The organism is Methylomonas sp. DH-1 (assembly GCF_046097555.1).
GTDB classification, from domain to species: Bacteria; Pseudomonadota; Gammaproteobacteria; order Methylococcales; family Methylomonadaceae; genus Methylomonas; species Methylomonas koyamae.
Map to the genome: position 1 here is coordinate 2,765,196 of NZ_CP143089.1, position 21,383 is coordinate 2,786,578.

Genomic DNA, 21,383 nt, shown 5'->3' on the forward strand with positions numbered 1-21,383 from the left:
ACGTTGAGGCTTAAGAACAAGAGGTCAATCGACGGAAGTACCGCAGCAAGGGCATTTCCAATCGGCGTGCACCGGCGGCTTGGGATGGACGGTATTGCCCAGCTTTTGCGTACCGCCGAAATCGTGAAAGTTGCGGCATACCTTCTCGAACGCCGCTTGCGGCGACGCCGCGTAGCTAAACTTGAATTTGGGGTATTTACCGACATGCTGTTTCAAACGCACGTTGAGATCTTCTTCGGCCCGCCCGACATACTTGACGACGAATTTATGCGTATTTTGATTGATGACACCCAAGGCATAATTGCCGTGGGAGATTTTGGTAACCAATTCGTCGATCTTAGCCAAGCTTAGATCGTAAGCGCCGTGCATATCCAGTGAAGCCATAATTTACTCCGGTAAAGCCCCGCGTTAAACGTCGGGCAAAAAGTGCCTGAAGCCTCGATCATACTCCCTATTGCGGTATAACCCGGATTTATTGAGTAACGGCTAATATTGGCCTTTGGATTTGAGCCGGTAGATTTGGTGCTAACTGCCGCAAAATTTACCGTTCGCCGATATCGCCCGCAGGCAAAATTGCGGTTTGTCCGGTTTATTGGAGTTGCCGGACTCGTTCGCCTTCAACGCAAATGTTTTCGGTGAACGAGATCGAATAGAACTTGCCGCCCATGATTTCGCAGTCTTTTTTCATTCTTTCGAACTTACTGTCCAGCCAAAACATCGCCAGCGCTATTAACGCAATGCAAAGCAGAACAAGCATGTTGACAGTTCGATCCGAATTTAACGCCATGATGAAGCCGCTGATTATTCTGGCAATGATTGAAGTTCGCTATTTTGCGGCAGGACCGAAATCGAGTACAACCGAAATAAAGATCGCCACGGCAGTCCTAGCGGACACAAAACGTTGGGCTTTCAACTAAACGGACGGCCAACTCGCACTCTTCGCTACCCTGCCTCATTGTTCAAATCCGATTTTTCCGATTACCGTTAGCGGGCGAAGCATCCGGGCGAATCGATTGGCCGCTAAGGCCCATCTCTGCACGCTTCATTGATTTTGTTGATGGCGGTTGGAATTTGGCAGGAAGCCGATTACACGAACCCCGAAGGCATTGCGCTTTCGGGGTTCGCAGCTATGCATTGGATATATTTGATTTCAAAAATCAAAAAGGTCGCAACGACCGAATTTCTCAATGTTAATTTGAAGCAATGTCGTAAACCTCCTCGCCTTACCGGCTATCAGAAACGTTGTCGGAATGCTTTAACGCTGAAGTCCCTTGTCATTTACTATAGCGGATTTTGGTAGAAAAACCAGGTGTTGTTTTGGAATCGAGTACCGCATGGTCGGTGATAAATTAATGTCATTTAACAGAAGGTTGACGTTTCGATCTGTTGCGCCCTTTATGGCTTGGCTGACAGCAATTCAAATTTTGAGGTATTCGCCAACCTCGCTACCGGATCGGGCGATATCAAGGCAACCGCCAACCACCGGATCATCATCAGCCAACACCAGTTTTATCGACCGCAATACACTGCAGTGCAATACAAGGATCAAACCTTGCTGACTTTTCCGAATAAGGAAATGCCTGCGGCCGATTCGTCCGCGGCGACCAAGCTCGACTCGGTGCTGCATATCATTTCCTATAGCAACGCTGTCTAGTCCGAGCTACGATTTGATGGGATCGTTCATCCCTCTCCTGGCGGGAGATTTGATCAACGCAATGTAAATATATGAACAGGTTCGGAGACGGGACACCAAACAAATTAACGGGTTATCGCTTCGAAACAGCTTTTCTCGTTTCGAGATATTTGCCACCGCCAACCCGTTTGACACGGCCACTGTACTTATTCCCGCAAATGCCCGTCTCCTACTGCGACCCATTTGTAAGTGGTTAGCCCTTCCGGGCCGACCGGGCCCCGGACGTGGAGTTTGTCGGTGCTGATACCGACCACCGAACCCAGGCCGTAATCGCCTCCGCCGGATAGCCGGGTCGAGGCGTTGATCATTACCGACGCCGAGTCCACTTGTTCCTCGAATTGCCGGGCGTGACTCAGGCTTTGGGTGACGATGCCGTCGGTGTGGCCGGAGCCGTAGTGGTTGATGTGGTCTATGGCTTGCTGGATGCCGGCGACGATTTTTACCGACAGAATCGGCGCCAGGTATTCGCTGGACCAATCCTCCTCGGTCGCGGCGGCGATGCCGGGCAGTAGCTGCAAGGTTTGTTCGCAGCCGCGCAATTCGATGCCGTTGGCGATCATGGCCTCGTGCAGCCTCGGCAGTAATTGTTCTGCGCATTCGGCATCGACCAGCAAGGTTTCCAAAGCATTGCAGACCTGTACGCTTTGGCATTTGGAATTGACGGCCAACGACACGGCCTTGTCCGGCTCGGCATCGGCCGCCAAATACAAATGGCAGATGCCGTCGTAATGCTTGATGACCGGGATGCGCGTGCCTTCGGCGATGCGTTTGATCAGGCTTTTGCCGCCGCGCGGGATCAGTACGTCGATGTATCGGTCTTGTTGCAGCAATTCGCCGACCGCCTCGTGGCCTGGCTTGCGAACGATCTGGATCGCGTGTTGCGGCAAACCGGCGGCAACCGTGCCCTCGACCATGGCGTCGGTCAGGATGGCGTTGGTTTGCAAGGCTTCCGAGCCGCCGCGCAGAATCACCGCATTGCCGCTCTTGATGCAGACCCCGGCAGCGTCGGTAGTGACATTCGGCCGGGATTCGTAAATCATGCCGATCACGCCCAGCGGCACAGACTTTTTATACACCCGCAGTCCGGCCGGATTGGTATGGCCGGTGAGGATGCGGTTCAGCGGATCGGGCAGTTGCGCGACCTTTTTCAGTCGCGACAGCATGTAGTCGAACATTTTGTCGTCGATGGTCAGGCGTTTGACCATCGCCTCGGTTTGGCCGGCATCGCAGGCGGCGGCCACTTCTGCAGCGTTGACGGCCAAAACCCGCGCTCTGACAGCCTGCAGCGCTTCAGCCATTTTTGCCAGCGCCAAATTGCGTTGTGCGTCGGAAGCCGGCGCCAATTGGCGCGCGGCCAAGCGGCTTTGCCGGGCGATATCGGGTATCGAAGATGAGTTGATGGACTGCAACATGGCTTTTTAGTTAAGGGATTCCAAGGAAATGGATTAATCGGCCGGCCAAAGGTAAGTGGCAACGCTCTTGGCCGGAATTTCGGCGCGGGCTGCAAGCTCTCGGTAACGAATATCGAAACCGACCGCCGTGTCGCCGTCATTCAAAACGATCAGTGCCAATTTGCCATCCGGAGCCGAAAACGCCACGTTCGGCAACAGATCGTCGCTGGAATGGATTCGTACTGCGCCCGGCCTGACCGCTTTCGCAGCATGGCCGATGATGTAGTAAGCCACGTTACGTTCGACCCGGTCACCGTCGATAGTCAACGCGCCGACGCAGCGCGCTTCGCCGCCCGGCGTGTGTGGACAGCAGAACGGGTCGGCCGCCAAATTCCATTCCAGCACAACGCTACTCCAATTGCGGCAGGCACCGATCAAGACATGGCGGATATGCCACATCAAATCGCCACCGAATTCGCCGTCCGAGCCGACCCATTGTTCGGTGAAATACAATTTCATGTCGGGATAGGCCGCGTGCATTTCCGACAGCACCGAGATATCGCCGCCATACAAGTGCCAGGCGGAGCCGCGCAAATAATTGTGGGCGCCGGCGTCGGCGAACACCGCCAACGGATATTCTTTAACGTCGCAATTGTGGTCCCAGCACAAGATTTCGACTTCGGCCAAACCGGCCTCCACCAACGCCGGACCCAAGAAAGTTTTGACGAACTCGGCCTGCTCGGCCGCATCCATGACCATGCTCGGATCGTTTTTGAAATTTTGCGGTTCGTTTTGCGGCGTAATGGCGTGAACGGCGATGCCGCGCTCCCGCATCGCCAGCAGATATTTGACGAAATATTGGGCGTAAACCGCGTAGCATTCCGGCCTTAACTTGCCGCCGACCGAGCCCTGGTTGGTTTTCATCCAGCGCGGCGCAGACCAGGGCGTGGCGATGATTTTGATGTCCGGATTCAATGCGAGAATTTCCCGCAATAAAGGCACCACCTCCCTGTCGCCGGCATCGAGGTCGAAATTGACCAGTTGGTAATCGGTTTGGCCTTCCGGCACGTCGTCGTAGGAGTAGCTGTATTCGCTCAAATCCGACGCGCCGATACTCAAGCGCAAAAAACTGACGCCGATACCGTCGGCGTCGGCCAAAAACAACTCATTCAACAAGTTTTGTTTGACGTCTGTCGGCAAGCGGCTAATCAACATGGCGCTACCGCCGGTCAACGAAAAGCCAAAACCCTCCATAGTTTGCCGGGTTTGTGCCGGGTCCAGGGTAATGGCCGGCCCGACGCCAGCGCCGGTTTGGAAAAACGCCGAGTTGTCGGTGCTTTCGAACAGACGGCTGCGGTCGGCGCTGGTCAGCCAAACGGAGATGGCCTGGGTCGGCGCGGGACTGGAAATCTGGGTCATGCTGGTTCTCGAATAGACGTTGAACGGGGAGCCGCGGCGTTTTTTTGAATGGTGCCATGGCCCCATTCGCCGGCGTCGGCTGCTCGGCGCAGCGACATGATAATGAAATCCGGCAAAAAAATGCGAAATGCGTTGCTTCGCTTCGCCTCCGCTGATAGCAGCCGGGATTTTTGCCTAGCCGAGCAGGCGCCGAAAAATTCAATTGAACATTGTTTAATTTGATTTTATAGTAGCCGCGGTCTTTATCTTTACTGTCTGCTAAACTGCGTCGGGGGAGGAAATTTATGTTGAAAATCGTATTGCGCAGGCTGTTAACCCTACTTTACCGGGTCAAGGTCAACGGTCTGGAAAATTACGCCGCAGCCGGCAACCGAGTGTTGATCGTCGCCAACCACACCTCGTTTCTGGATCCGTTGTTATTGGGGGTGTTTCTACCGGACGATATCACCTTTGCCATCAACACCCACATCTCCGAACGCTGGTGGTTGAAACCGTTTCTAAGGCTTTCCAAAGTGTTCCCGATGGACCCGACCCATCCGCTGTCGTTAAAAGCCTTGATCCACCACATGCAGCAAGATACCAAGACCGTGATTTTCCCCGAAGGCCGGATCACGACGACCGGGACCTTGATGAAAATCTACGACGGCACCGGCATGGTCGCCGACAAATCCGGTGCCACACTATTGCCGGTGCGGATCGACGGCGCCGAATTCAGCCGCTTTTCCAAGTTGGGCGACAAAGTCAGGCAACGATGGTTTCCGCGCATCCACATCCACATCCTGCCACCCACCCGAATCGAAACCCACGGCGACGTGACCGGCAAAGCCCGCCGCAAACATAGCGGCCATATTTTGTCGGACATCATGAGCGAAATGATGTTTGCCACCAGCCATTACCGGCAAACCGTTTTTGCCGCGCTACTGGAAGCCCGCACCATTTTTGGCGGCAACTACGCCATTGCCGAGGACCTGGAGCGCAAACAGGTCAGTTACGACGCCTTGATCGCGCGCAGTATCGCGGTCGGCAAATTGGTTAAATCCATTACCGAATCCGGCGAAAACGTCGGCGTGTTGCTGCCGAACAGTTGCAAAACCTTGAACGTAATCCTTGGGCTGCAACTGTACCGGCGCACGCCGGCCATGCTGAATTACTCGCTGGGTGCCGCCGGTATGGCTGCCGCCTGCCGTACCGGCCAAGTCAAAACCGTACTGACTTCGCGTAAGTTCATCGAAGCCGCCCATTTGCAAACCGAAGCCGATGCGTTGGCGCAACAGGTCAACGTGGTGTATCTGGAGGATCTGGCGACGGGTTTGACCGGTCGAGACAAAGCGGCGGCATGGTTGCAAGGCAAGACTGCCAAGCTGTGGTACAGAAGCCGCGACTACGATGCCGACGATGCCGCCGTGGTACTGTTCACCTCCGGTTCGGAAGGCTTGCCGAAAGGCGTGGTGTTGTCGCATGCCAACATTCTGGCCAACCATAAACAAATTCGCGCCCGCATCGACTTCGGACCGGGCGACGTGGTGTTGAATTTTCTGCCGATGTTCCATTCCTTCGGCTTCACCGTCGGCACGATGATGTCGGTATTGAACGGCATGGTCAGCTTCTTCTACCCATCCCCGCTGCATTATGCGGTGATACCGGAAATGGCCTACGAAGTCGGCGCCACCATCATGTTCGGCACCAATACCTTCCTGGCTGCCTACGCGAAAAAAGCCCACCCTTACGATTTTTACAAGATGCGTTACGTCGTGGCCGGCGCCGAAAAACTGCAGGAAACCACCCGCTCGTTATGGCTGAACAAGTTCGGCATCCGGATTCTGGAAGGTTACGGCGCCACCGAAACCGCCCCGGTCACATCGGTCAACACGCCGATGGACTACAAAGCCGGCAGCGTCGGCCGGTTCATGCCCGACATGCTGCACCACCTGGAGCCGGTCCCGGGCATAGAAGGCGCCGGCCGCCTGCACGTCGCCGGCCCCAACATCATGAAAGGCTACTTGTTGCCGGATAACCCCGGCGTGTTGACGCCGCCCAATTCGCCGGTCTACGGCGAGGGTTGGTACGATACCGGCGACATCGTTCACGTCGACGACGAGGGCTTTATCCATATCCGCGGCCGCAGCAAACGCTTCGCCAAAGTCGGCGGCGAAATGGTGTCGCTGACCGCGGTCGAGCAATTGGCGATCCAGGCCTGGCCCGACACGCAACACGCCGCGGTCAGCCTGCCCGACCCGCGCAAGGGCGAACAAATCATCCTGCTGACCACCCAACGCGACGGCAGCTTAAAGCAACTGGCGGAAGCCGCGCCGGGCGTCGCCGCGATCAATCTGCCGAAGAAATTGTTCGTGCTGGAAAAACTGCCGGTGTTAGCCACCGGTAAGACCGATTATCCGGGCGCAACGGCGTTAGCGGCGCAATTGACGCAAACCCATACCGCCGACGAAGACCATTAATTCGCTCGGCAATCGCTTCCGACACTAGACCTCACCATGAACAAATTCATTTACCCGTTGCTGGTCGCTCAATTCCTCTCGGCCTTTGCCGACAACGCCATTTTATTTACCGTGATCGCCATGGTGATGCAACAAGCCGAACCGGCCAGTTGGTACGTACCGGCCTTGCAAAGCGTATTCTTGGTGGCTTTTGTCGCATTGGCGCCCTGGGCGGGCGGTTTTGCCGACAGCCAGCCCAAATCGCGGGTGTTGATAATCGCCAATTTGATCAAAGCCGGCGGTGCCGTATTGCTGTTGTTCAAGGTCGAACCCTTGTTGGCCTACTGTCTGGTCGGCGTCGGCGCTACGCTCTATAGCCCGGCCAAGTACGGCATTTTGCCGGAGCTCGCCGGACACGGCGCCTTGGTCAAAGCCAACAGTTGGATCGAGGGATCGACGATTTTAGCGATCCTGACCGGTATGCTGGTCGGCGCCAAACTGGCCGACCATTCGGTGACTTGGGCTTTGCTGGCAACGATCGGCCTGTATTCGGTCTCGGCCGCGACGACACTGGTGTTGCCGGTAGGCATGCGCAAACCGGTCGGCAGCGGCTCGAAAATCCTGTTGTTCTACCGCGAGGTCAAAGATTTTCTGTCGGTACCGCGCTCGCGGTTCGCGGTGTTGGGCGCCTCGTTGTTCTGGGCGGCGGCGGCCAGCGTCAGAGTCATCATCATCGCCTGGGCGCCGTTGGTGTTAATGCTGCACAATGCCAGCGACATCGCCAACCTGACGCTATTCCTGGCGCTGGGCATCATCGCCGGTTCGGCGCTGGCGCCGCAGTTGATCCCGCTCGAGCATTTGCGCCGGGCGCGAATACCCGCTTATGCGATGAGCGCACTGATTGTTGCATTAAGCTTTACCGACGCGATTTGGCCGGCACGCGGCGTATTGTTCTTCATGGGAACCGCCGGCGGATTATTCATCGTGCCGATCAATGCAGCCTTGCAGGAAATCGGCCAACAAAGTATCGGCAGCGGCGGTGCGGTGGCGATGCAGAATTTCTTTCAGAACGCGGCAATGCTGCTGGCCGTCGGTTGCTATACTCTGGCGGCAGCGCAACAGGTGACTCCGGTTGCCGCTTTAGTCGGATTGGGGCTGATATTGCTTGTGGCTACTATTCTGGTGGTATGGCATTTGCCGGATTCGGTGCAATCTTCCAGCCCTGAATAAACGTCCAAACCAACAACTCCACCGCCTTTCCCGCGGCTTCGACTTCGCCGGGCTGATGTTCGCCGGTCAATGACAGAATGCAGATGCCGTGTACGCCGCTCCATAGCGCCCGCGAAGCCAGCCGATTTTGCTCCGCGGAGATTTCCGGGGCCAGTTGGCCGAACAGCGCCTCGACGATCGCAAACATTTGCTCGACTTTGGCCTGGTACCAGTCCGGTAATGGCGCATCGCTCTGGGCATCGAAAATCATCCGCCAACGGTTGAAATGGCTGGCGGCAAATTGCAGATACGTGTTCGCCAGCGCCATCAGCCGGCGTTCGGCGCCGCCTTCCGCTCCGCCCTGCTGCAAATGCTCGGCGAGTTCGTCCAGAGTCCTGGCTTTAACATGGGTTGCCAAATCGTTCATATTGGCAAATACCATGTAAATACTGCCGACCGTATAGCCGATTTCCAGCGCAATCTTCCTGACTGTCAACGCCTTGAAACCGTCCTCTATGACTATGGTTTCCGCCGCCTTCAGCACCATTTCCCGGATTTGCTCCTGACTATGCTCGCTTCTTCTTGCCATATTCGTTCGATAAACTGCAAAAAATGGTTACGATACACGACCTAGCCCCAGGAATCGATAGCAAACATGCCAAACGAACTGCTCGACGTCGTCGACGAACTCGACTGCACCGTGGACCGGCGCCCCCGTCGGGAAATCCACGCATCCGGCTTACGCCACCGCGCCGTACATATCTTGGTTTTCAACAACCATGGCGAATTATTTCTGCAAAAACGCTCGATGCTGAAAGATCTGAACCGAGGCTTGTGGGACAGCTCGGCCGCCGGCCATGTCGACGCCGGCGAGACCTACGGCGATTGTGCACCGCGCGAGCTCAAAGAAGAATTGGGAGTGGCGGCTGCCGACTTGAAAGCTTTATTTAAACTGCAGGCTTGCCCGCAACTGGGCATGGAGTTTATTCAGGTCTACCGGGCAGAGCACAACGGTCCGTTCGAACTGGCTGCCGACGAAATAGACGAAGGCGACTGGTTCCGGCCTGCTGCCATAGACGATCGGGTCGCCAGGGACGACCCGACCATGACCGAAACTTTCAAAATCATTTGGCGGCATTATCGGCAACACGTTCCGCCGGCGGAAGTTTAATCGATACTCAAGCGCTGGCCGCCCTTGCTTTGGGCCTTGACCAGATTCAATGTCAGAATACCGTTATCGTAGCGGGCTTTGCTGGCGTTCTGGTCGATATCCACCGGCAATTGAAAACTGCGCGATACCTGGCCGAAATAACGCTCGCTGCGTAACGGCTTGTCGTCTTTATTCTGGGTATCGATCTGGCTGATTTCGGCGCGGATACTGACCACGTTGCCTTCGATCTGGACGTGGATATTTTCCTTGCCGGCGCCGGGCAATTCGGCGTGAACCACATATTCGTTCGGATTTTCTTTAATATCGACTTTAATCTGTGCCGGCAACGGATCGCCGTGTAATGGACGGACCAAATAGCCCGGACTGATATCCCGAAACAACTCGTCAAACAGATTACCGCCGACAAATGGACTCAAGCTGCTCATGACATTTCTCCTTATAGTTTCTACGGGAAATGCGATGATACAAAATTGGACCAGCTTTGCAAGCTAGAAAAATCCGCGGAAATTATTGCGAATCGGGAGGGGATGGACAGAAAAACGATTGGCGGAGCGGACGGGGCTCGAACCCGCGACCCCCGGCGTGACAGGCCGGTATTCTAACCAACTGAACTACCGCTCCGCGTTGGTGAGCCGCTCATTATACGAGCTGATAAAATACGGTCAAGCAAAAAATCGGTATCGACCATGACCAACTTAACCTGCCCGCTTTGCACCAGCCAAGAAACCGGCCATTTTCATCGCGATCGGCAACGCGATTACCGCCGCTGCGCGCAATGTCGATTGGTGTTTGTCGATAGCAGCCAGCATTTGAGCCCGGATGCGGAAAAAGCGGTTTACGACCTGCACCAAAACCGGATCGACGACCCCGGCTACCTGAACTTTCTGTCGCGGCTGGCGTTACCGTTGGCCGGCCTGTTACCGCCCGGCTCGGAAGGCCTGGATTACGGCTGCGGCCCCGGCCCGGCATTGGCCGGCTTGCTCGAGGGATACGGACATAGAGTCAAACTCTACGACCCGATTTACGCCAATCGCCGCGAACTTCTCCAGCGACAATACGACTTTGTCGCCTGCACCGAAGTCATCGAGCATTTCCGCGAGCCTGGCGCCGAGTTTGCTCGGCTGTTCGGACTGATCCGCCCCGGAGGCTGGCTGGGCATCATGACCAAATTAGTGATCGGTGCCGACGCCTTCAGCCGTTGGCATTACAAGAACGACCCGACCCATATCGCTTTTTTCTCGCGGCCGACCTTGTTTTGGCTGGCCGAACGTTACGATTGCGCGATCGAATTCATCGGCAGCGACGTCATCATTCTGCAACGCAATCTGCACCGACGCAGCCGTTGACTTCCACCGTGATGTGGTCCAACTTGCGGAACCCGGCCAGCAGGCGCTTGTAATGTTGCGGCGGTTGCGGATACTGCGTCACCAAGCCGACAATCACCGCGTAATGGTTGGCACTGATCGGCCAGATGTGCAAATCGACGACTCGGCATTCTCCGTCCTGTTCCAAAGCGGCCCGTATCTTGGCGGCATAGCCGGCATCGATGCTTTGGTCCAGCAGAATCGGACTGGTGTCCCTAATCAAACCGGCCGCCCAAACCAAGATTACCGTCGCACCGACGAAACCCATCACCGTATCCAGCCAAGCCCAACCGTAATATTTGCCGGACAGCAGCGCCACGATCGCCAAAACCGAGGTCAAAGCGTCGGCCACCACATGCAAATAGGCCGCGCGCAGATTGTGGTCGTGGTGGCCGCGGCTTTCATGCTCATGCTCATGCTCATGCTCATGCTCATGCTCATGCTCATGCTCATGCTCATGCTCATGGTCGTGGTCGTGGTCGTGGTGATGATGGTCGCCGTGGTGGTGGTCGTGATGGTCGCCCAGTAACAACGCGCTCAACAGATTGATCAACAAACCCACTTCGGCCACCAAAATCGCTTCGTCGAAATGGATGGCTTGCGGCGCCAACAACCGCTCGATCGAATCGGCCACCATGACGAACGCCACCATCGCCAGCGCGATGGAACTGGCAAAACCGCCCAATACGCTGACTTTAGCCGGGCTGAAGGCAAAGGTCTGGTCGTGCTGGTGGATCCGGCTATAACGGTAGGCAAAAATCGCGATCATGAAGGCAACGACATGGGTCGCCATATGCCAACCGTCGGCCAGCAACGCCATCGAGTGGAACTGCATGCCGGCGGCAATTTCCACCAGCATCGTAGTAAACGTCAGCGCCAATACCCATTTGGTGCGGCGTTCGCCTTTACGGTTGATTCGGGCGAAATCGTGAGAATGTTGCCAATTGCCGAGTTGATGTTCATGCATGAGTCGAATCCTTGTCGTCCAACCAAAACCTCTATTGCACCATTCTAACCTAGCTCACCGGCAAAAACCGCCGCACCGGGAAAGCCGACCGGAAACGGCGGAAACCGCTTAAAATAGCGCTATCGCCCGACGATCTACCCTACTCCGTGCAATGACCGATTCCGAATCGATATACAGCGTTTCCGAACTTAATCGCGAGACCAAGCGCTTATTGGCCAACCATTTCCGAACCGTGCAAGTGCAAGGCGAAATATCCAACCTGAGCCTGCCCTCGTCCGGGCATTATTACTTTACCTTGAAGGATACCCAGGCGCAGATCCGTTGCGCGATGTTCAAGGGCCAACAACAACGTTTACGTTTCAAGCCGGCCAACGGCGACTTGGTCGTGGCCACAGCGCAGGTCAGTTTGTACGAGCCGCGCGGCGATTACCAATTGGTGGTGGAACATTTAGCCGAAGCCGGAGACGGCGCCTTGCGGCTGGCTTTCGAACGCCTGAAACAGAAATTGCTGGCGGAGGGCTTGTTCGACCAGGAACGAAAAAAGCCGCTGCCCGCCCTGCCAAGCCGCATCGGCGTCATCACCTCGCCCAGCGGCGCCGCGATCCACGACATTCTGAGCGTATTGAAACGGCGTTTCCCGGCGATACCGGTACTGGTGTATCCGGTTGCGGTACAAGGAGACAACGCTAAATTCGAAATCAGCGCAGCCTTGGCCAAGGCGAACCGCGATCCGCAAGCCGACGTTCTGATTCTGGCCCGCGGCGGCGGTTCGCTGGAGGATTTGTGGGCTTTCAACGAAGAAATCGTCGCCCGCGCCATTGCCGCCAGCGAGATTCCGGTTATCTCCGCCGTCGGCCACGAAGTCGATTTCAGCATTGCCGATTTCGTTGCCGATTTGCGCGCACCGACCCCTTCGGCTGCCGCCGAACGGGTGGTGCCGGACGCGAATACCCTGCTCGGCGCGTTCGTGGGCTTCGAGCGCCAAATCCTGCGGCTGATGCAGCAAAAATTGCTGCGCCAGCAGCAGCATCTGCAATGGCTGCAGAAGGCCTTGGGCAGCCAGCATCCCGGCCAAAAGCTGCAGCGCAACGCCCAGCGCCTGGACGAATTGGAACTGCGCCTGCAGCATGCCCTGCAAAACCGCTTGGCCCATGCCCGGCAACAATTGGCCATCCGCGAGCAGCGCCTGTACCGCAGCCAACCGCTGGCAGCAATAAAGAACCAGCAACGGCAATTGCAATTTTTCCGGCAACGGCTACAGGCCGCGATGCACGGCAAAATCGCGATGCTGAAAAGCCGCCATGCCGCCGCGGCGCAAACCCTGCACGCCGTCAGCCCGCTGGCGACGCTGGAACGCGGTTATGCCATCGTCCAACACCACGGCTCGCCGCAGTTGGTCAAGTCGATCGGCCCGCTAAACGCCGGCGACTTGCTCGACACCCGCTTCGCCGACGGCAGCATCGTTAGCCGGATCACCGGCATTTGCCGCGATTGATCCCGTTTTCGCCGTCACTCGAATAGCGCTGGGCCGATCCGCGGCAGCGGCGGCATGGTCTCGATTTGTCGGAACGCCGGATATTGGGTAGCATGGCTCAATTCGAAGAAATCCGCCCTTTCCAAAGGGCCGCCGCCGATCCGGCCGCAGCAATTCGCCAAAAATACAGCAGAGACATCGATGACCGATTTTCAACTTCACCCGCAACTGCAACAGGATTGTTTTAGAATCGGCAGCCTGGCTTTGTCCGAGTTATTGATGATGAACGACAGCCAATACCCTTGGTTCATCCTGGTGCCGCGGCGTGCGAATATTAAAGAAATCCACCAATTGAACGCGGCGGACAGGCAGACCTTGCTTAACGAATCGTGCTTACTGGCCGAAACCTTGAGCGAACAATACCGGCCGGACAAACTGAATATTGCTGCAATCGGCAATCTGGTGCCGCAACTGCATTTGCACCACGTGGTGCGTTATCAAACCGATAAAGCCTGGCCGGCGCCGATCTGGGGAAAATTTCCGGCTGTGCCGTATAACGGAGACCAGCCCGAGCAGCGCCTCGCGCGGATGCGCGAAGCGCTGGGAGCATGGTTATTGGATTAAGAATTCGGAAAAAAATACGTCTCTGAAACCGTCGCTGTTTTGGATTTTGGTCAGCAAATCGGTAAGCAGTTGTTTGGTTTTCAAGCGCAAGCCTTCGCGCTGCTCCATCGATTGCAGATCGGCAACGTGCATGCCGCTCAACATCATGATCATTTCGTGCCGCAGCAACGGCATATGTTTTTTGACTTTTTCGACGTGCTCGGCGCCTTCGACCAACAACTGCACGTTAATCATCAGGTATCTTTTCGGTTCAGCCAGATTCACGGTAAATTTCGGCTTCATTTCGATATATTCGATCACCGGCCCGGCGTTTTCCTCGGCTTTCTTTTCGCCCGAGTTGGCCTGCGCCAGAACGGGCGATAACGCTAAACAGAACAACAAAATAAATGTTCGCACGGATTCCTCATATAATGTGATGGCAACGCCAAAAAGTATATTCCATTTTCCGCAATTATCACGATGAAACCACTCGCTATCGGCCCGGTGATGATAGACATCGCAGGCCACAGCCTGACCGCGCTGGACCAAGAAAAAATCGCACATCCCAACACCGGCGCCCTGATCCTGTTTTCCCGCAATTACGAAAGTCCGCAACAAGTTGCCGAATTGATCCGCAGCATCCGCCAGGCCCGCAACGGCGATATTTTGATCGCCGTGGACCAGGAGGGCGGCCGCGTCCAGCGCTTTCAAACCGGTTTTACCCGCTTGCCGGCGGCGGCGCACTATGCCGAGCGGCCGGAACTGGCGGCAGTCGCCGGCTGGCTGATGGCCAGCGAAATTCTGGCCGTGGGCGCCGACTTCAGTTTCGCGCCGGTGCTGGATGTCGATTGCGACGTCAGCACAATCATCGGCAACCGCTCGTTCTCGCCGGATCCGGAGCGAGCTGCGGATCTGGCCGGCAAGTTCCGCGCCGGCATGCGTGCCGCCGGCATGGCCGCCACCGGCAAACACTTTCCCGGCCACGGTGCGGTAGCCTTGGATTCGCATCTGGACTTGCCGGTGGACGAACGCAGCCTGGACGATATCCGCCGCCAAGATCTGGTTCCGTTCCGGCGTTTGATTGCCGAAGGCCTGGAAGCGGTGATGCCGGCGCATGTGCTATATCCGCAGGTCGACCGCTATCCGGCCGGCTTCTCCGAAATTTGGCTGCAACGGATACTGCGCCAGGAATTGGGCTTCGACGGCGCCATTTTCAGCGACGACCTGAGTATGGCCGGCGCCGCCAGTATCGGCGACTTCAACGAACGCGCCGGGTTGGCCCTGCAAGCCGGCTGCGACATGCTGTTGGTTTGCAACGATCCGGCCGCGGCGGAACAGGTGCTGGATAGCTTGCCGTCCAGCCGCAACGACAAACGCGAGCAACGCTTGCAGGCCATGCGCGGCCGCGGCGCACTGGGCCTGGACGACCTGCCTGCCCACCCGCAATGGCGCCAATTTTCTCAACAAATCAGCGAGTTTTATGAATCCCTTGCTTGAAGAAATCCGCTTGGTCGAACAACAGGCCCTGCTGTTGCACAGCGAGGCCGAAGTAGAAGCGGCGCTGGACGATATGGCCGCGCAGATCAACCGGACCTTGGCCGACAGCAATCTGTTGGTGTTGTGCGTGATCAACGGCGGCATCATCGCCGCCGGCAAACTACTGCCTAGGCTCAATTTTCCGTTGACCCTGGACAGTATCCACGCCAGCCGCTACCGCAATGCCACTTCCGGCAGCGACATCCATTGGCTGTACAAGCCGACCACTTCGCTAGCCGGACGTTCGGTACTAATCGTCGACGACATCCTCGACGAGGGCCATACGCTGCACGCCATTGCCGACTACTGTCTGGACCAGGGGGCTCAACAAGTATTCACGGCCGTATTGTTCGACAAACAACTGGACCGGGAGAAGCCGGTTAGCCCCGATTTTGTCGGCCTGACGGTCGCCAACCACTACTTGTTCGGCTACGGCATGGACTACAAGGGTTATCTGAGAAACGCAGCGGGCGTATACGCCTGCAAGGACGTGTTATGACATTGGCAATTATCGGCGGCACCGGCCTGACCCAAATCGAACAACTCAACATTACCGGCCAACGCGAGCTGCAAACGCCGTTCGGTGCGCCCTCCGCGCCCTATGTACTCGGCGAACTGAACGGACAATCCTTGATATTTCTGGCCCGGCACGGCAATCCACACCGGATTCCGCCGCACAAAATCAATTACCGCGCCAATATCTGGGGCTTAAAACAACTGGGCGCAACGGAAATCATAGGTGTCGCCGCCGTCGGCGGCATAGGCGCGGAAATGGGTCCGGCTCGCATCGCGATTCCCGAACAATTGATCGATTACAGTTACGGCCGCGAACATAGCTTTTTTGCCGACGACCTGGCGCACGTCACCCATATCGATTTCACCGAACCCTACACGCCGAGCTTAAGGCGGCGGATCGTACAGGCGGCGGCATCCGCCGGAATCGACGTATACGACGGCGGCGTCTACGGCTGTACGCAGGGACCGAGATTGGAAACGGTCGCCGAAATCAAGCGCATGGCCAACGACGGCTGCGATCTGGTTGGTATGACCGGTATGCCGGAGGCGGCGCTGGCCCGCGAACTGGAAATACCCTATGCGAACATTTCGGTGGTAGCCAACTGGGCAGCCGGCATTGGCGAAGGCGAAATTACAATGGCCGAAATCGAAAAAAATCTGCTGACCGGCATGAGCAATGCCATAGCGCTGTTGCAGGCAACGGTACTGTCGGCGACAGGCGGCTAAACGAAAAACGGGAGCTGGCGCGACCCGGACAATTGCGCCACCCCCCGTGAAAGGTCGGAACCGACACCCACGGTTCCTATAAGAGCTTGAGAAACCGCGCCGGCCGTTTGCGGAGAAGATCGCCCCGGCGCGGCTCCTAGGCCTTATTTGGTGAGACCGCCTTGATGTAGTACGTCGGAACGGTAAGCCGAATTGCTGGAATCTTCGGCGATATTTTTGGCTGCTGTTGCATATTTATCGTGCTCGGCATTTTTTACCATCAGCACCGCGCCGGCGACCAATACGACGGCAACAGCAATGTATGTCCAAAAATTATCTTTTTCTTGTACTTCACTCATTTTGTACCTTCCTTTTCTGGTTTTTAGTGGTGGTGCTGAAAATGTTTTCAACGCGGCACAAGATAACAAAGGACTCTAACCGAATTTTGATATACGTCAATATTTGTAAGGTTATTGCCAACCCATGACCTGTTCTCGGCGAAATTTTCTGAAGACCAGCGGCGTATTGGCGACCGGCGGACTGTTAGTCGCCGGAGCAAGCGATAGCCGCGCCGCGCGCTTGGCCGAGGATTTTGCCGCCGGCGACTTTGCCGGCCGCTACGCCAGCCTGTTCGGCGACCAAACCGTCAGCGAAAGCGAACTTATCCAACTGATTTTGCCGGAAATCGCCGAAGACGGCGCCGTAGTGCCGGTCACAATCAGCAGCGAGCTGGACGGCATCGAGCGGCTTTATCTATTGGCCGATAAAAACCCGACGCCGCTGATTGCCGAATTCGAACTGACGCCGTTGCTTGCACTACATCTGACCGCGCGCATCAAACTGGCGGAATCCAGCCGAGTGACGTTGGTTGCCCGCCGCGAAGGTCAGTTATTGCGCTGTAGCCGTTGGGTCAAGGTGATGCGCGGCGGCTGCGGGAGCGGTTGATGGCTGGCAGCATCAGGGTGCGCAGCCGGCGCGAAGGGGAATTTCTCGAGCTGAAGGTGTTGATCGACCATCCGATGGAAAACGGCCGCAACCGCGACGCCGCAGGCAACTTGATTCCGGCCCATTTCATCGAACAGTTAGCGCTGACATTGAATTCGCAACCGCTGGTGACGGTGAATATGGCGGGCAGTGTGGCGAAGAACCCGTTCTTCAGTTTTCGGCTGAAGCAGGCGGCGGACGGCGACGTACTGCGGGTCGCCTGGCGCGACAACCATGGCGCCGGCGACAGCGCCGAACACCGAATCGAACTTAACCGTTAACCGCCGATGAGCTCGGCCGGCTGGTTTCTGGCGCTGGCAACCATGAAACTCAACGGCGAACCGGCAAATTTCCGCTGTAATGCCGTTAGCAATCCGGCCGCAATTTCCGGGCTGGCCACGGCGCAAAAACCGGTCGGCCCCCACGAGGTCTGGCCGATGGCGACCGCGCCCTGCTCCGCCAGATAAGCCATTGCGCCGGCCACTTCCGGGCTGGTGAACACGCCGCCCTGCACCGGCGCGAAATGTTCGCCGACCGCTTGCTGCAATAGAGTGATCACTTCGCCGAATTGCGGCAAATCCTGTTCCGCCAAAGCCGGCAAGCCACGCATCAGCAACAGATAACACAAGCGTTCGGCTTGGGCCTGCGGAAACGGCGGCAATTCGCTGAACGCGCTGACTTCCTGTTCGCCGTGTAAACCCTGGCCGCGCTGGTCGAATACCAGAATGAAGCGCCACGGCTCCGGCACCGCCATTTGCGCGATTACCGGCGGTGTCGCGGTATTGGGCCCGCGGCCGCCGTCGACGATGACGCCACCTTTTTCGAAAATTCCAATGCCGATGCCGGAACGGGCACCGCGATCGGACAATTGCGCAATCTCGCGGACCGACAGGCCCAGGCCATAAAACCGGTTAATTGCGGCACCGACCGCCAGCGCCATTTGCGTGCCCGATCCCAGGCCGATATGTTCCGGAATGGCCGCCGCGATTTCGATATGCAACCGGTCCGGCACACCCGCATATTCGCAAAACCGGCCAACGCAGCGGCGCGCCCGTTCGGCGCCCGGCCCGCTCACCGTCAATTCGTCGGCGAGGCTGACGCTGAGCCGGGTGTTGATTTCGTTCAACGCTACGCCGATGCTGCCGAAATGCCGTCCCAAGCCGCCGCTCAGATCGATAAACCCCATATGCAGCCGGGCCGGAGCGGTCACCGTGACTGTTTGGAATTGCGCTTTCACCACCAGGATTCCCTTAGCAAAAATGAGGCGGCATTATAGCGGAAGCGGGCCTTGCGCCGAGATTAAATCGGCTACCTGGTACAAATCGGCCAGCACCAGATCGGCCAGCTCGGCCGCCTCCGGCTCGGCCGCAGCGGCCGACGGCACCATAATGCAACGCGCGCCGGCGGCTTTTGCCGCACGGACGCCGACCGGCGAATCCTCCAATACCAGACAATCGGCAATCGGGCAGGCCAACGCTTCCGCCGCGCGCAGAAACAGGTCCGGCGCCGGCTTGGGCTGCATCGCATTGTCGGCGGTCACGATGACGGAAAACACTTGTTGCAAGCCAGCCGCTTGCAGGCAACGCTCGGCATTGGCGCGGCGGCTGTTGGTCGCCAGCGCGTAATTCAAACCGCGGCGGTCGGCCGCTGCCAGCGCCGCCCGAAAACCCGGCTTGACGGCTATGCCGTGGCGTTCTACATGCCGCGTCCAGTAAACGCCGCTCAACTGTTGAAACGCGGCGACATCGAATTCGGCGCCGCAATAATCCTGCAAGCGTTGCCGGACGATTTCCCCGGAACAGCCCGATAGGCCGGCGCAAAACTGCTCGGTCAACTCGCATCCGATATCTGCCGCCGCCCGGCGCCAAGCCGCGAAATAAGTGGTCTCGGTGTCCAGCACCAAACCGTCCATGTCGAATATCAACGCCGCCAACCGCAACCTATTCACCGCAACACTTTGATGTATTCGCCGATGGCTTCGCGAGTCGAACCGACCACCAGCCGCTGACAGCCTTGTTCGTCAATTTCGATCCAGCCGGCGGCTTCGATCCATTCACCTTTTTGGGCCTGACCGTTATAAGTCGCGGTAAAACAAACCACGCTACCGATCTCGGCGTGCTTGAGCGGGAAACAAGCCGGGTAATCGAAACTGAATCGGTCATCCGCCACTTCGGCTTCGATCCGGGCAAAGCCCAGCTTGCGGTAGCGGCCGCCGGCAACATCGGCAGCGCACAGCAGCGACAAATCGAACTTGCGTTGGTTGAGCATGCCTTTGTTGTATTTGCGTTGTTCGTGCCAGATATAGTCGTCCAGCGCAAAATCGCAGGCGCGGCGGCGATAGGCCTCCAGCCAATCGCTATCGTTTAAGGCCTGAATCCGGTCCTGGGCAATCAAAGCCTGTACGCTAAACCGGGCGCGGTGAAACTGGTCGCGGCCGTAACACACCAGATCGATATCGGAATCGCGGTTTTGCATACCCACCAGCAACGACCCGGTGACGCCGAATTGGTCCAGTTGCAAACCGCTGTCGGCAAACAGCCGGCACAAATGCTGCAGATCGGCCAACACGGCATCGGTAGGCTGCTGCCGCAACAGTGCCTCCAGTTGCCTGCGGGGTTGGTAATGGCGGACCACTGCCGCGGCTGGCACCGCATGCACCTCGGCATCGATCGCCGACGAGTAATGTAGGTAGTGCGGATAAGATTGGCGCAGGAAATCGTTGGCAAAGTCGGTGCCGGCTTTGCGCCAGCAGCCGTCGATACGCAGATAGCGTAAAAAGCACAGCACCTTGCCCTGCTCCAAGCCGTTGCTGACCACAGCAAAGATCAGGCCTTCCGCGGTTTCGACGAAGTCTTTGGCTAAATACACGAGCTCAATCGATCTCGACGCGGTTGCGGCCGTTTTGTTTGGCTTTGTATAACGCGGCATCGGCCGCTTCCAGCATCGCGTGCGGCGTTTTGTATTGCCCGACAAAAGTCGCCAGCCCCAGGCTGAGGCTGATACGCCGCTCCGGCGCCACTTCGTGCGGCAACTGCTTGTTCCAGACATCCCGGCGAATCGCTTCCGCCAGCCGCCTGGCCTCGGACAAGGGCGTCCCCGGCAATACCGCAGCAAACTCCTCGCCGCCGTAACGGCAGATCAGATCGTTGTCGCGCTGCAATTGGGCCGAAATAGTGTTCGCCACTTCGACCAAACAAACGTCGCCTTGCGGATGGCCGCGGCTATCGTTGTACTGCTTGAAGTAATCGATGTCGCAAATCAGCAGGGTTAACGGCAATTTGGTACGCTGGGCCAACGTAAACTGCAAGGGGAAATTAACATCGAATTGGCGGCGGTTGCCCAAGCCGGTGAGTTGGTCGACCAGCGTCAAGCGCTCCAATTCCCGGTTAACCCGCTGCAGTTCCATTTGGGTCTGCTGCAGTTTCGCCCGCATCATGTAAATCCGTTCCATCGCCATTATCGTGTAGCGCAGGCGTAGCGGATTCAACGGTTTGGCCAGATAGGCGTCGCCGCCGGACAACACGCCGTTGACGAAAGACGCGTCGTCGTCGTGTACGGTCAGAAAGATCACCGGAAACCAATCGGCTTTCTTCAGTTCCCGAATCGCCTTGGTGGCTTCGAACCCGCTCAAATGCGGCATCTCGACATCCATCAGGATTAAATCCACATCATGGTCGGCGACGTATTGCAGCGAATCGGCGCCGTTTTCGGCAAATGCCACCTCGTGGCCCATGTCCTGCAAACACTCGGCAGCGAGCTGTCGGATCGCTTTGCTATCGTCAACCACCAAAATTTTCATCGTCAAATTAGCAACGGCACGGGTAGGCTGCGGATGATAGCTTAAATCCGGTTCGGCACAGAAAACAATTGATAAAACCAAATCAATCACCTATTCTCGCCCGCGGGTTTTTCGGCC

26 protein-coding genes and 1 tRNA gene are annotated in these 21,383 nt (G+C 57.1%); 13 read left to right on the plus strand and 14 right to left on the minus strand.

Annotated features, from left to right (window positions below):
• Window positions 1-24: 24 nt before the first annotated feature.
• Both VXJ35_RS12535 and VXJ35_RS12540 read right to left on the minus strand, forming a co-directional pair.
• Window positions 25-384, minus strand: coding sequence for a hypothetical protein (locus VXJ35_RS12535; RefSeq protein ID WP_064021820.1), 360 nt, complete (start codon window positions 382-384; stop codon window positions 25-27).
• Window positions 385-589: 205 nt separating this feature from the next.
• On the minus strand, window positions 590-757 hold the full coding sequence (locus VXJ35_RS12540; protein ID WP_157198174.1) for a hypothetical protein: 168 nt from the start codon (window positions 755-757) through the stop codon (window positions 590-592).
• Between VXJ35_RS12540 and VXJ35_RS12545 the strand changes: the two genes are divergently transcribed.
• Both VXJ35_RS12545 and VXJ35_RS12550 read left to right on the plus strand, forming a co-directional pair.
• Window positions 756-917 (plus strand): hypothetical protein, encoded by a 162-nt coding sequence (locus tag VXJ35_RS12545; RefSeq protein ID WP_157198175.1) that lies wholly within the window; start codon window positions 756-758, stop codon window positions 915-917. The two genes, VXJ35_RS12540 and VXJ35_RS12545, sit on opposite strands and share 2 nt — an antisense overlap.
• 485 nt (window positions 918-1,402) lie before the next feature.
• The gene (locus VXJ35_RS12550; RefSeq protein ID WP_064021821.1) at window positions 1,403-1,654 is read left to right on the plus strand and encodes a hypothetical protein; all 252 of its coding nucleotides are present in this window, start codon (window positions 1,403-1,405) and stop codon (window positions 1,652-1,654) included.
• 185 nt (window positions 1,655-1,839) lie between these two features.
• On the opposite strand, the gene VXJ35_RS12555 is transcribed toward VXJ35_RS12550, so the two are convergent.
• Window positions 1,840-3,105 carry a glutamate-5-semialdehyde dehydrogenase gene (locus VXJ35_RS12555; protein WP_064021822.1) on the minus strand — a complete coding sequence of 422 codons (1,266 nt, stop codon included), beginning with the start codon at window positions 3,103-3,105 and terminating at the stop codon, window positions 1,840-1,842.
• Between the two features lie 33 nt (window positions 3,106-3,138).
• Window positions 3,139-4,503 carry a glycoside hydrolase family 30 beta sandwich domain-containing protein gene (locus VXJ35_RS12560; protein ID WP_064021823.1) on the minus strand — a complete coding sequence of 455 codons (1,365 nt, stop codon included), beginning with the start codon at window positions 4,501-4,503 and terminating at the stop codon, window positions 3,139-3,141.
• Between the two features lie 284 nt (window positions 4,504-4,787).
• Here VXJ35_RS12560 and VXJ35_RS12565 point away from each other — a divergent pair, with 284 nt between their 5' ends.
• Both VXJ35_RS12565 and lplT read left to right on the plus strand, forming a co-directional pair.
• Entirely contained in the window at window positions 4,788-6,959 is a 2,172-nt protein-coding gene (locus tag VXJ35_RS12565; RefSeq protein WP_064021824.1) for an AMP-binding protein, read from the plus strand.
• 36 nt (window positions 6,960-6,995) lie between these two features.
• Entirely contained in the window at window positions 6,996-8,168 is a 1,173-nt protein-coding gene (gene lplT / locus VXJ35_RS12570) for a lysophospholipid transporter LplT (RefSeq protein ID WP_064021825.1), read from the plus strand.
• Here the strand turns inward: lplT and VXJ35_RS12575 are convergent.
• Window positions 8,113-8,736: a TetR/AcrR family transcriptional regulator gene (locus tag VXJ35_RS12575; protein WP_064021826.1), complete on the minus strand. Its 624-nt coding sequence runs from the start codon at window positions 8,734-8,736 to the stop codon at window positions 8,113-8,115. The two genes, lplT and VXJ35_RS12575, sit on opposite strands and share 56 nt — an antisense overlap.
• A gap of 66 nt (window positions 8,737-8,802) precedes the next feature.
• Between VXJ35_RS12575 and VXJ35_RS12580 the strand changes: the two genes are divergently transcribed.
• Window positions 8,803-9,318 (plus strand): NUDIX domain-containing protein, encoded by a 516-nt coding sequence (locus VXJ35_RS12580; RefSeq protein ID WP_064021827.1) that lies wholly within the window; start codon window positions 8,803-8,805, stop codon window positions 9,316-9,318.
• On the opposite strand, the gene VXJ35_RS12585 is transcribed toward VXJ35_RS12580, so the two are convergent.
• Window positions 9,315-9,743: an Hsp20/alpha crystallin family protein gene (locus VXJ35_RS12585; protein WP_054761680.1), complete on the minus strand. Its 429-nt coding sequence runs from the start codon at window positions 9,741-9,743 to the stop codon at window positions 9,315-9,317. The two genes, VXJ35_RS12580 and VXJ35_RS12585, sit on opposite strands and share 4 nt — an antisense overlap.
• 119 nt (window positions 9,744-9,862) lie before the next feature.
• A tRNA-Asp gene (locus tag VXJ35_RS12590) sits at window positions 9,863-9,939 on the minus strand.
• A gap of 65 nt (window positions 9,940-10,004) precedes the next feature.
• Here VXJ35_RS12590 and VXJ35_RS12595 point away from each other — a divergent pair.
• A complete protein-coding gene (locus VXJ35_RS12595) occupies window positions 10,005-10,664 on the plus strand; it encodes a class I SAM-dependent methyltransferase (protein ID WP_064021828.1) in 660 nt (219 codons plus the stop codon).
• Here the strand turns inward: VXJ35_RS12595 and dmeF are convergent.
• Window positions 10,627-11,649 carry a CDF family Co(II)/Ni(II) efflux transporter DmeF gene (gene dmeF / locus VXJ35_RS12600; protein WP_064021829.1) on the minus strand — a complete coding sequence of 341 codons (1,023 nt, stop codon included), beginning with the start codon at window positions 11,647-11,649 and terminating at the stop codon, window positions 10,627-10,629. The genes VXJ35_RS12595 and dmeF overlap by 38 nt on opposite strands.
• Window positions 11,650-11,800: 151 nt before the next feature.
• Here dmeF and xseA point away from each other — a divergent pair, with 151 nt between their 5' ends.
• Both xseA and VXJ35_RS12610 read left to right on the plus strand, forming a co-directional pair.
• On the plus strand, window positions 11,801-13,144 hold the full coding sequence (xseA, locus tag VXJ35_RS12605; RefSeq protein WP_064021830.1) for an exodeoxyribonuclease VII large subunit: 1,344 nt from the start codon (window positions 11,801-11,803) through the stop codon (window positions 13,142-13,144).
• Window positions 13,145-13,324: 180 nt separating this feature from the next.
• Window positions 13,325-13,747 (plus strand): HIT domain-containing protein, encoded by a 423-nt coding sequence (locus VXJ35_RS12610; RefSeq protein ID WP_054761675.1) that lies wholly within the window; start codon window positions 13,325-13,327, stop codon window positions 13,745-13,747.
• Here the strand turns inward: VXJ35_RS12610 and fliL are convergent.
• On the minus strand, window positions 13,736-14,143 hold the full coding sequence (fliL, locus tag VXJ35_RS12615; RefSeq protein ID WP_064021831.1) for a flagellar basal body-associated protein FliL: 408 nt from the start codon (window positions 14,141-14,143) through the stop codon (window positions 13,736-13,738). The two genes, VXJ35_RS12610 and fliL, sit on opposite strands and share 12 nt — an antisense overlap.
• A gap of 63 nt (window positions 14,144-14,206) precedes the next feature.
• Between fliL and nagZ the strand changes: the two genes are divergently transcribed.
• The 3 genes from nagZ to VXJ35_RS12630 are packed head-to-tail and all read left to right on the plus strand — an operon-like array spanning window position 14,207 to window position 16,504.
• A complete protein-coding gene (nagZ, locus tag VXJ35_RS12620) occupies window positions 14,207-15,223 on the plus strand; it encodes a beta-N-acetylhexosaminidase (protein WP_082880904.1) in 1,017 nt (338 codons plus the stop codon).
• Window positions 15,207-15,761, plus strand: a complete 555-nt coding sequence (locus tag VXJ35_RS12625; RefSeq protein ID WP_064021832.1) for a hypoxanthine-guanine phosphoribosyltransferase — start codon at window positions 15,207-15,209, stop codon at window positions 15,759-15,761. Before nagZ ends, VXJ35_RS12625 begins: the two co-directional genes overlap by 17 nt.
• The gene (locus VXJ35_RS12630; protein ID WP_064021833.1) at window positions 15,758-16,504 is read left to right on the plus strand and encodes an S-methyl-5'-thioinosine phosphorylase; all 747 of its coding nucleotides are present in this window, start codon (window positions 15,758-15,760) and stop codon (window positions 16,502-16,504) included. Before VXJ35_RS12625 ends, VXJ35_RS12630 begins: the two co-directional genes overlap by 4 nt.
• A gap of 143 nt (window positions 16,505-16,647) precedes the next feature.
• Here the strand turns inward: VXJ35_RS12630 and VXJ35_RS12635 are convergent, their stop codons facing one another.
• Window positions 16,648-16,842, minus strand: coding sequence for a hypothetical protein (locus VXJ35_RS12635; protein ID WP_054761668.1), 195 nt, complete (start codon window positions 16,840-16,842; stop codon window positions 16,648-16,650).
• A 124-nt stretch (window positions 16,843-16,966) separates the two neighbouring features.
• Between VXJ35_RS12635 and VXJ35_RS12640 the strand changes: the two genes are divergently transcribed.
• Together VXJ35_RS12640 and soxZ are read left to right on the plus strand one after the other, a co-directional pair.
• Entirely contained in the window at window positions 16,967-17,428 is a 462-nt protein-coding gene (locus tag VXJ35_RS12640; protein WP_064021834.1) for a thiosulfate oxidation carrier protein SoxY, read from the plus strand.
• Entirely contained in the window at window positions 17,428-17,748 is a 321-nt protein-coding gene (gene soxZ, locus VXJ35_RS12645) for a thiosulfate oxidation carrier complex protein SoxZ (protein ID WP_064021835.1), read from the plus strand. The genes VXJ35_RS12640 and soxZ overlap by 1 nt, the downstream gene beginning before the upstream one ends.
• On the opposite strand, the gene VXJ35_RS12650 is transcribed toward soxZ, so the two are convergent.
• The 4 genes from VXJ35_RS12650 to VXJ35_RS12665 are packed head-to-tail and all read right to left on the minus strand — an operon-like array spanning window position 17,745 to window position 21,266.
• On the minus strand, window positions 17,745-18,704 hold the full coding sequence (locus VXJ35_RS12650) for a beta-ribofuranosylaminobenzene 5'-phosphate synthase family protein (protein ID WP_082880905.1): 960 nt from the start codon (window positions 18,702-18,704) through the stop codon (window positions 17,745-17,747). The genes soxZ and VXJ35_RS12650 overlap by 4 nt on opposite strands.
• 33 nt (window positions 18,705-18,737) lie before the next feature.
• Window positions 18,738-19,415: an HAD family phosphatase gene (locus VXJ35_RS12655; protein ID WP_231914741.1), complete on the minus strand. Its 678-nt coding sequence runs from the start codon at window positions 19,413-19,415 to the stop codon at window positions 18,738-18,740.
• A complete protein-coding gene (locus VXJ35_RS12660) occupies window positions 19,412-20,335 on the minus strand; it encodes a hypothetical protein (protein WP_064021836.1) in 924 nt (307 codons plus the stop codon). The genes VXJ35_RS12655 and VXJ35_RS12660 overlap by 4 nt, the downstream gene beginning before the upstream one ends.
• Before the next feature lie 4 nt (window positions 20,336-20,339).
• Window positions 20,340-21,266, minus strand: coding sequence for a diguanylate cyclase (locus VXJ35_RS12665; protein WP_054761688.1), 927 nt, complete (start codon window positions 21,264-21,266; stop codon window positions 20,340-20,342).
• Between the last annotated feature and the right edge of the window lie 117 nt (window positions 21,267-21,383).

What these genes read in the sequence shown, in the direction of transcription:
- VXJ35_RS12565 (WP_064021824.1), top strand. Translation starts at nt 4,788, where the DNA reads ATGTTGAAAATCGTATTGCGCAGGCTGTTAACCCTACTTTACCGGGTC.
- dmeF (WP_064021829.1), bottom strand. Translation starts at nt 11,649, where the DNA reads ATGCATGAACATCAACTCGGCAATTGGCAACATTCTCACGATTTCGCC.
- VXJ35_RS12555 (WP_064021822.1), bottom strand. Translation starts at nt 3,105, where the DNA reads ATGTTGCAGTCCATCAACTCATCTTCGATACCCGATATCGCCCGGCAA.
- lplT (WP_064021825.1), top strand. Translation starts at nt 6,996, where the DNA reads ATGAACAAATTCATTTACCCGTTGCTGGTCGCTCAATTCCTCTCGGCC.
- VXJ35_RS12580 (WP_064021827.1), top strand. Translation starts at nt 8,803, where the DNA reads ATGCCAAACGAACTGCTCGACGTCGTCGACGAACTCGACTGCACCGTG.
- xseA (WP_064021830.1), top strand. Translation starts at nt 11,801, where the DNA reads ATGACCGATTCCGAATCGATATACAGCGTTTCCGAACTTAATCGCGAG.
- soxZ (WP_064021835.1), top strand. Translation starts at nt 17,428, where the DNA reads ATGGCTGGCAGCATCAGGGTGCGCAGCCGGCGCGAAGGGGAATTTCTC.
- VXJ35_RS12545 (WP_157198175.1), top strand. Translation starts at nt 756, where the DNA reads ATGTTGACAGTTCGATCCGAATTTAACGCCATGATGAAGCCGCTGATT.
- VXJ35_RS12540 (WP_157198174.1), bottom strand. Translation starts at nt 757, where the DNA reads ATGCTTGTTCTGCTTTGCATTGCGTTAATAGCGCTGGCGATGTTTTGG.
- VXJ35_RS12535 (WP_064021820.1), bottom strand. Translation starts at nt 384, where the DNA reads ATGGCTTCACTGGATATGCACGGCGCTTACGATCTAAGCTTGGCTAAG.
- VXJ35_RS12665 (WP_054761688.1), bottom strand. Translation starts at nt 21,266, where the DNA reads ATGAAAATTTTGGTGGTTGACGATAGCAAAGCGATCCGACAGCTCGCT.
- VXJ35_RS12595 (WP_064021828.1), top strand. Translation starts at nt 10,005, where the DNA reads ATGACCAACTTAACCTGCCCGCTTTGCACCAGCCAAGAAACCGGCCAT.
- VXJ35_RS12640 (WP_064021834.1), top strand. Translation starts at nt 16,967, where the DNA reads ATGACCTGTTCTCGGCGAAATTTTCTGAAGACCAGCGGCGTATTGGCG.
- nagZ (WP_082880904.1), top strand. Translation starts at nt 14,207, where the DNA reads ATGAAACCACTCGCTATCGGCCCGGTGATGATAGACATCGCAGGCCAC.
- VXJ35_RS12575 (WP_064021826.1), bottom strand. Translation starts at nt 8,736, where the DNA reads ATGGCAAGAAGAAGCGAGCATAGTCAGGAGCAAATCCGGGAAATGGTG.
- VXJ35_RS12585 (WP_054761680.1), bottom strand. Translation starts at nt 9,743, where the DNA reads ATGAGCAGCTTGAGTCCATTTGTCGGCGGTAATCTGTTTGACGAGTTG.
- VXJ35_RS12560 (WP_064021823.1), bottom strand. Translation starts at nt 4,503, where the DNA reads ATGACCCAGATTTCCAGTCCCGCGCCGACCCAGGCCATCTCCGTTTGG.
- VXJ35_RS12635 (WP_054761668.1), bottom strand. Translation starts at nt 16,842, where the DNA reads ATGAGTGAAGTACAAGAAAAAGATAATTTTTGGACATACATTGCTGTT.
- VXJ35_RS12630 (WP_064021833.1), top strand. Translation starts at nt 15,758, where the DNA reads ATGACATTGGCAATTATCGGCGGCACCGGCCTGACCCAAATCGAACAA.
- VXJ35_RS12610 (WP_054761675.1), top strand. Translation starts at nt 13,325, where the DNA reads ATGACCGATTTTCAACTTCACCCGCAACTGCAACAGGATTGTTTTAGA.
- VXJ35_RS12625 (WP_064021832.1), top strand. Translation starts at nt 15,207, where the DNA reads ATGAATCCCTTGCTTGAAGAAATCCGCTTGGTCGAACAACAGGCCCTG.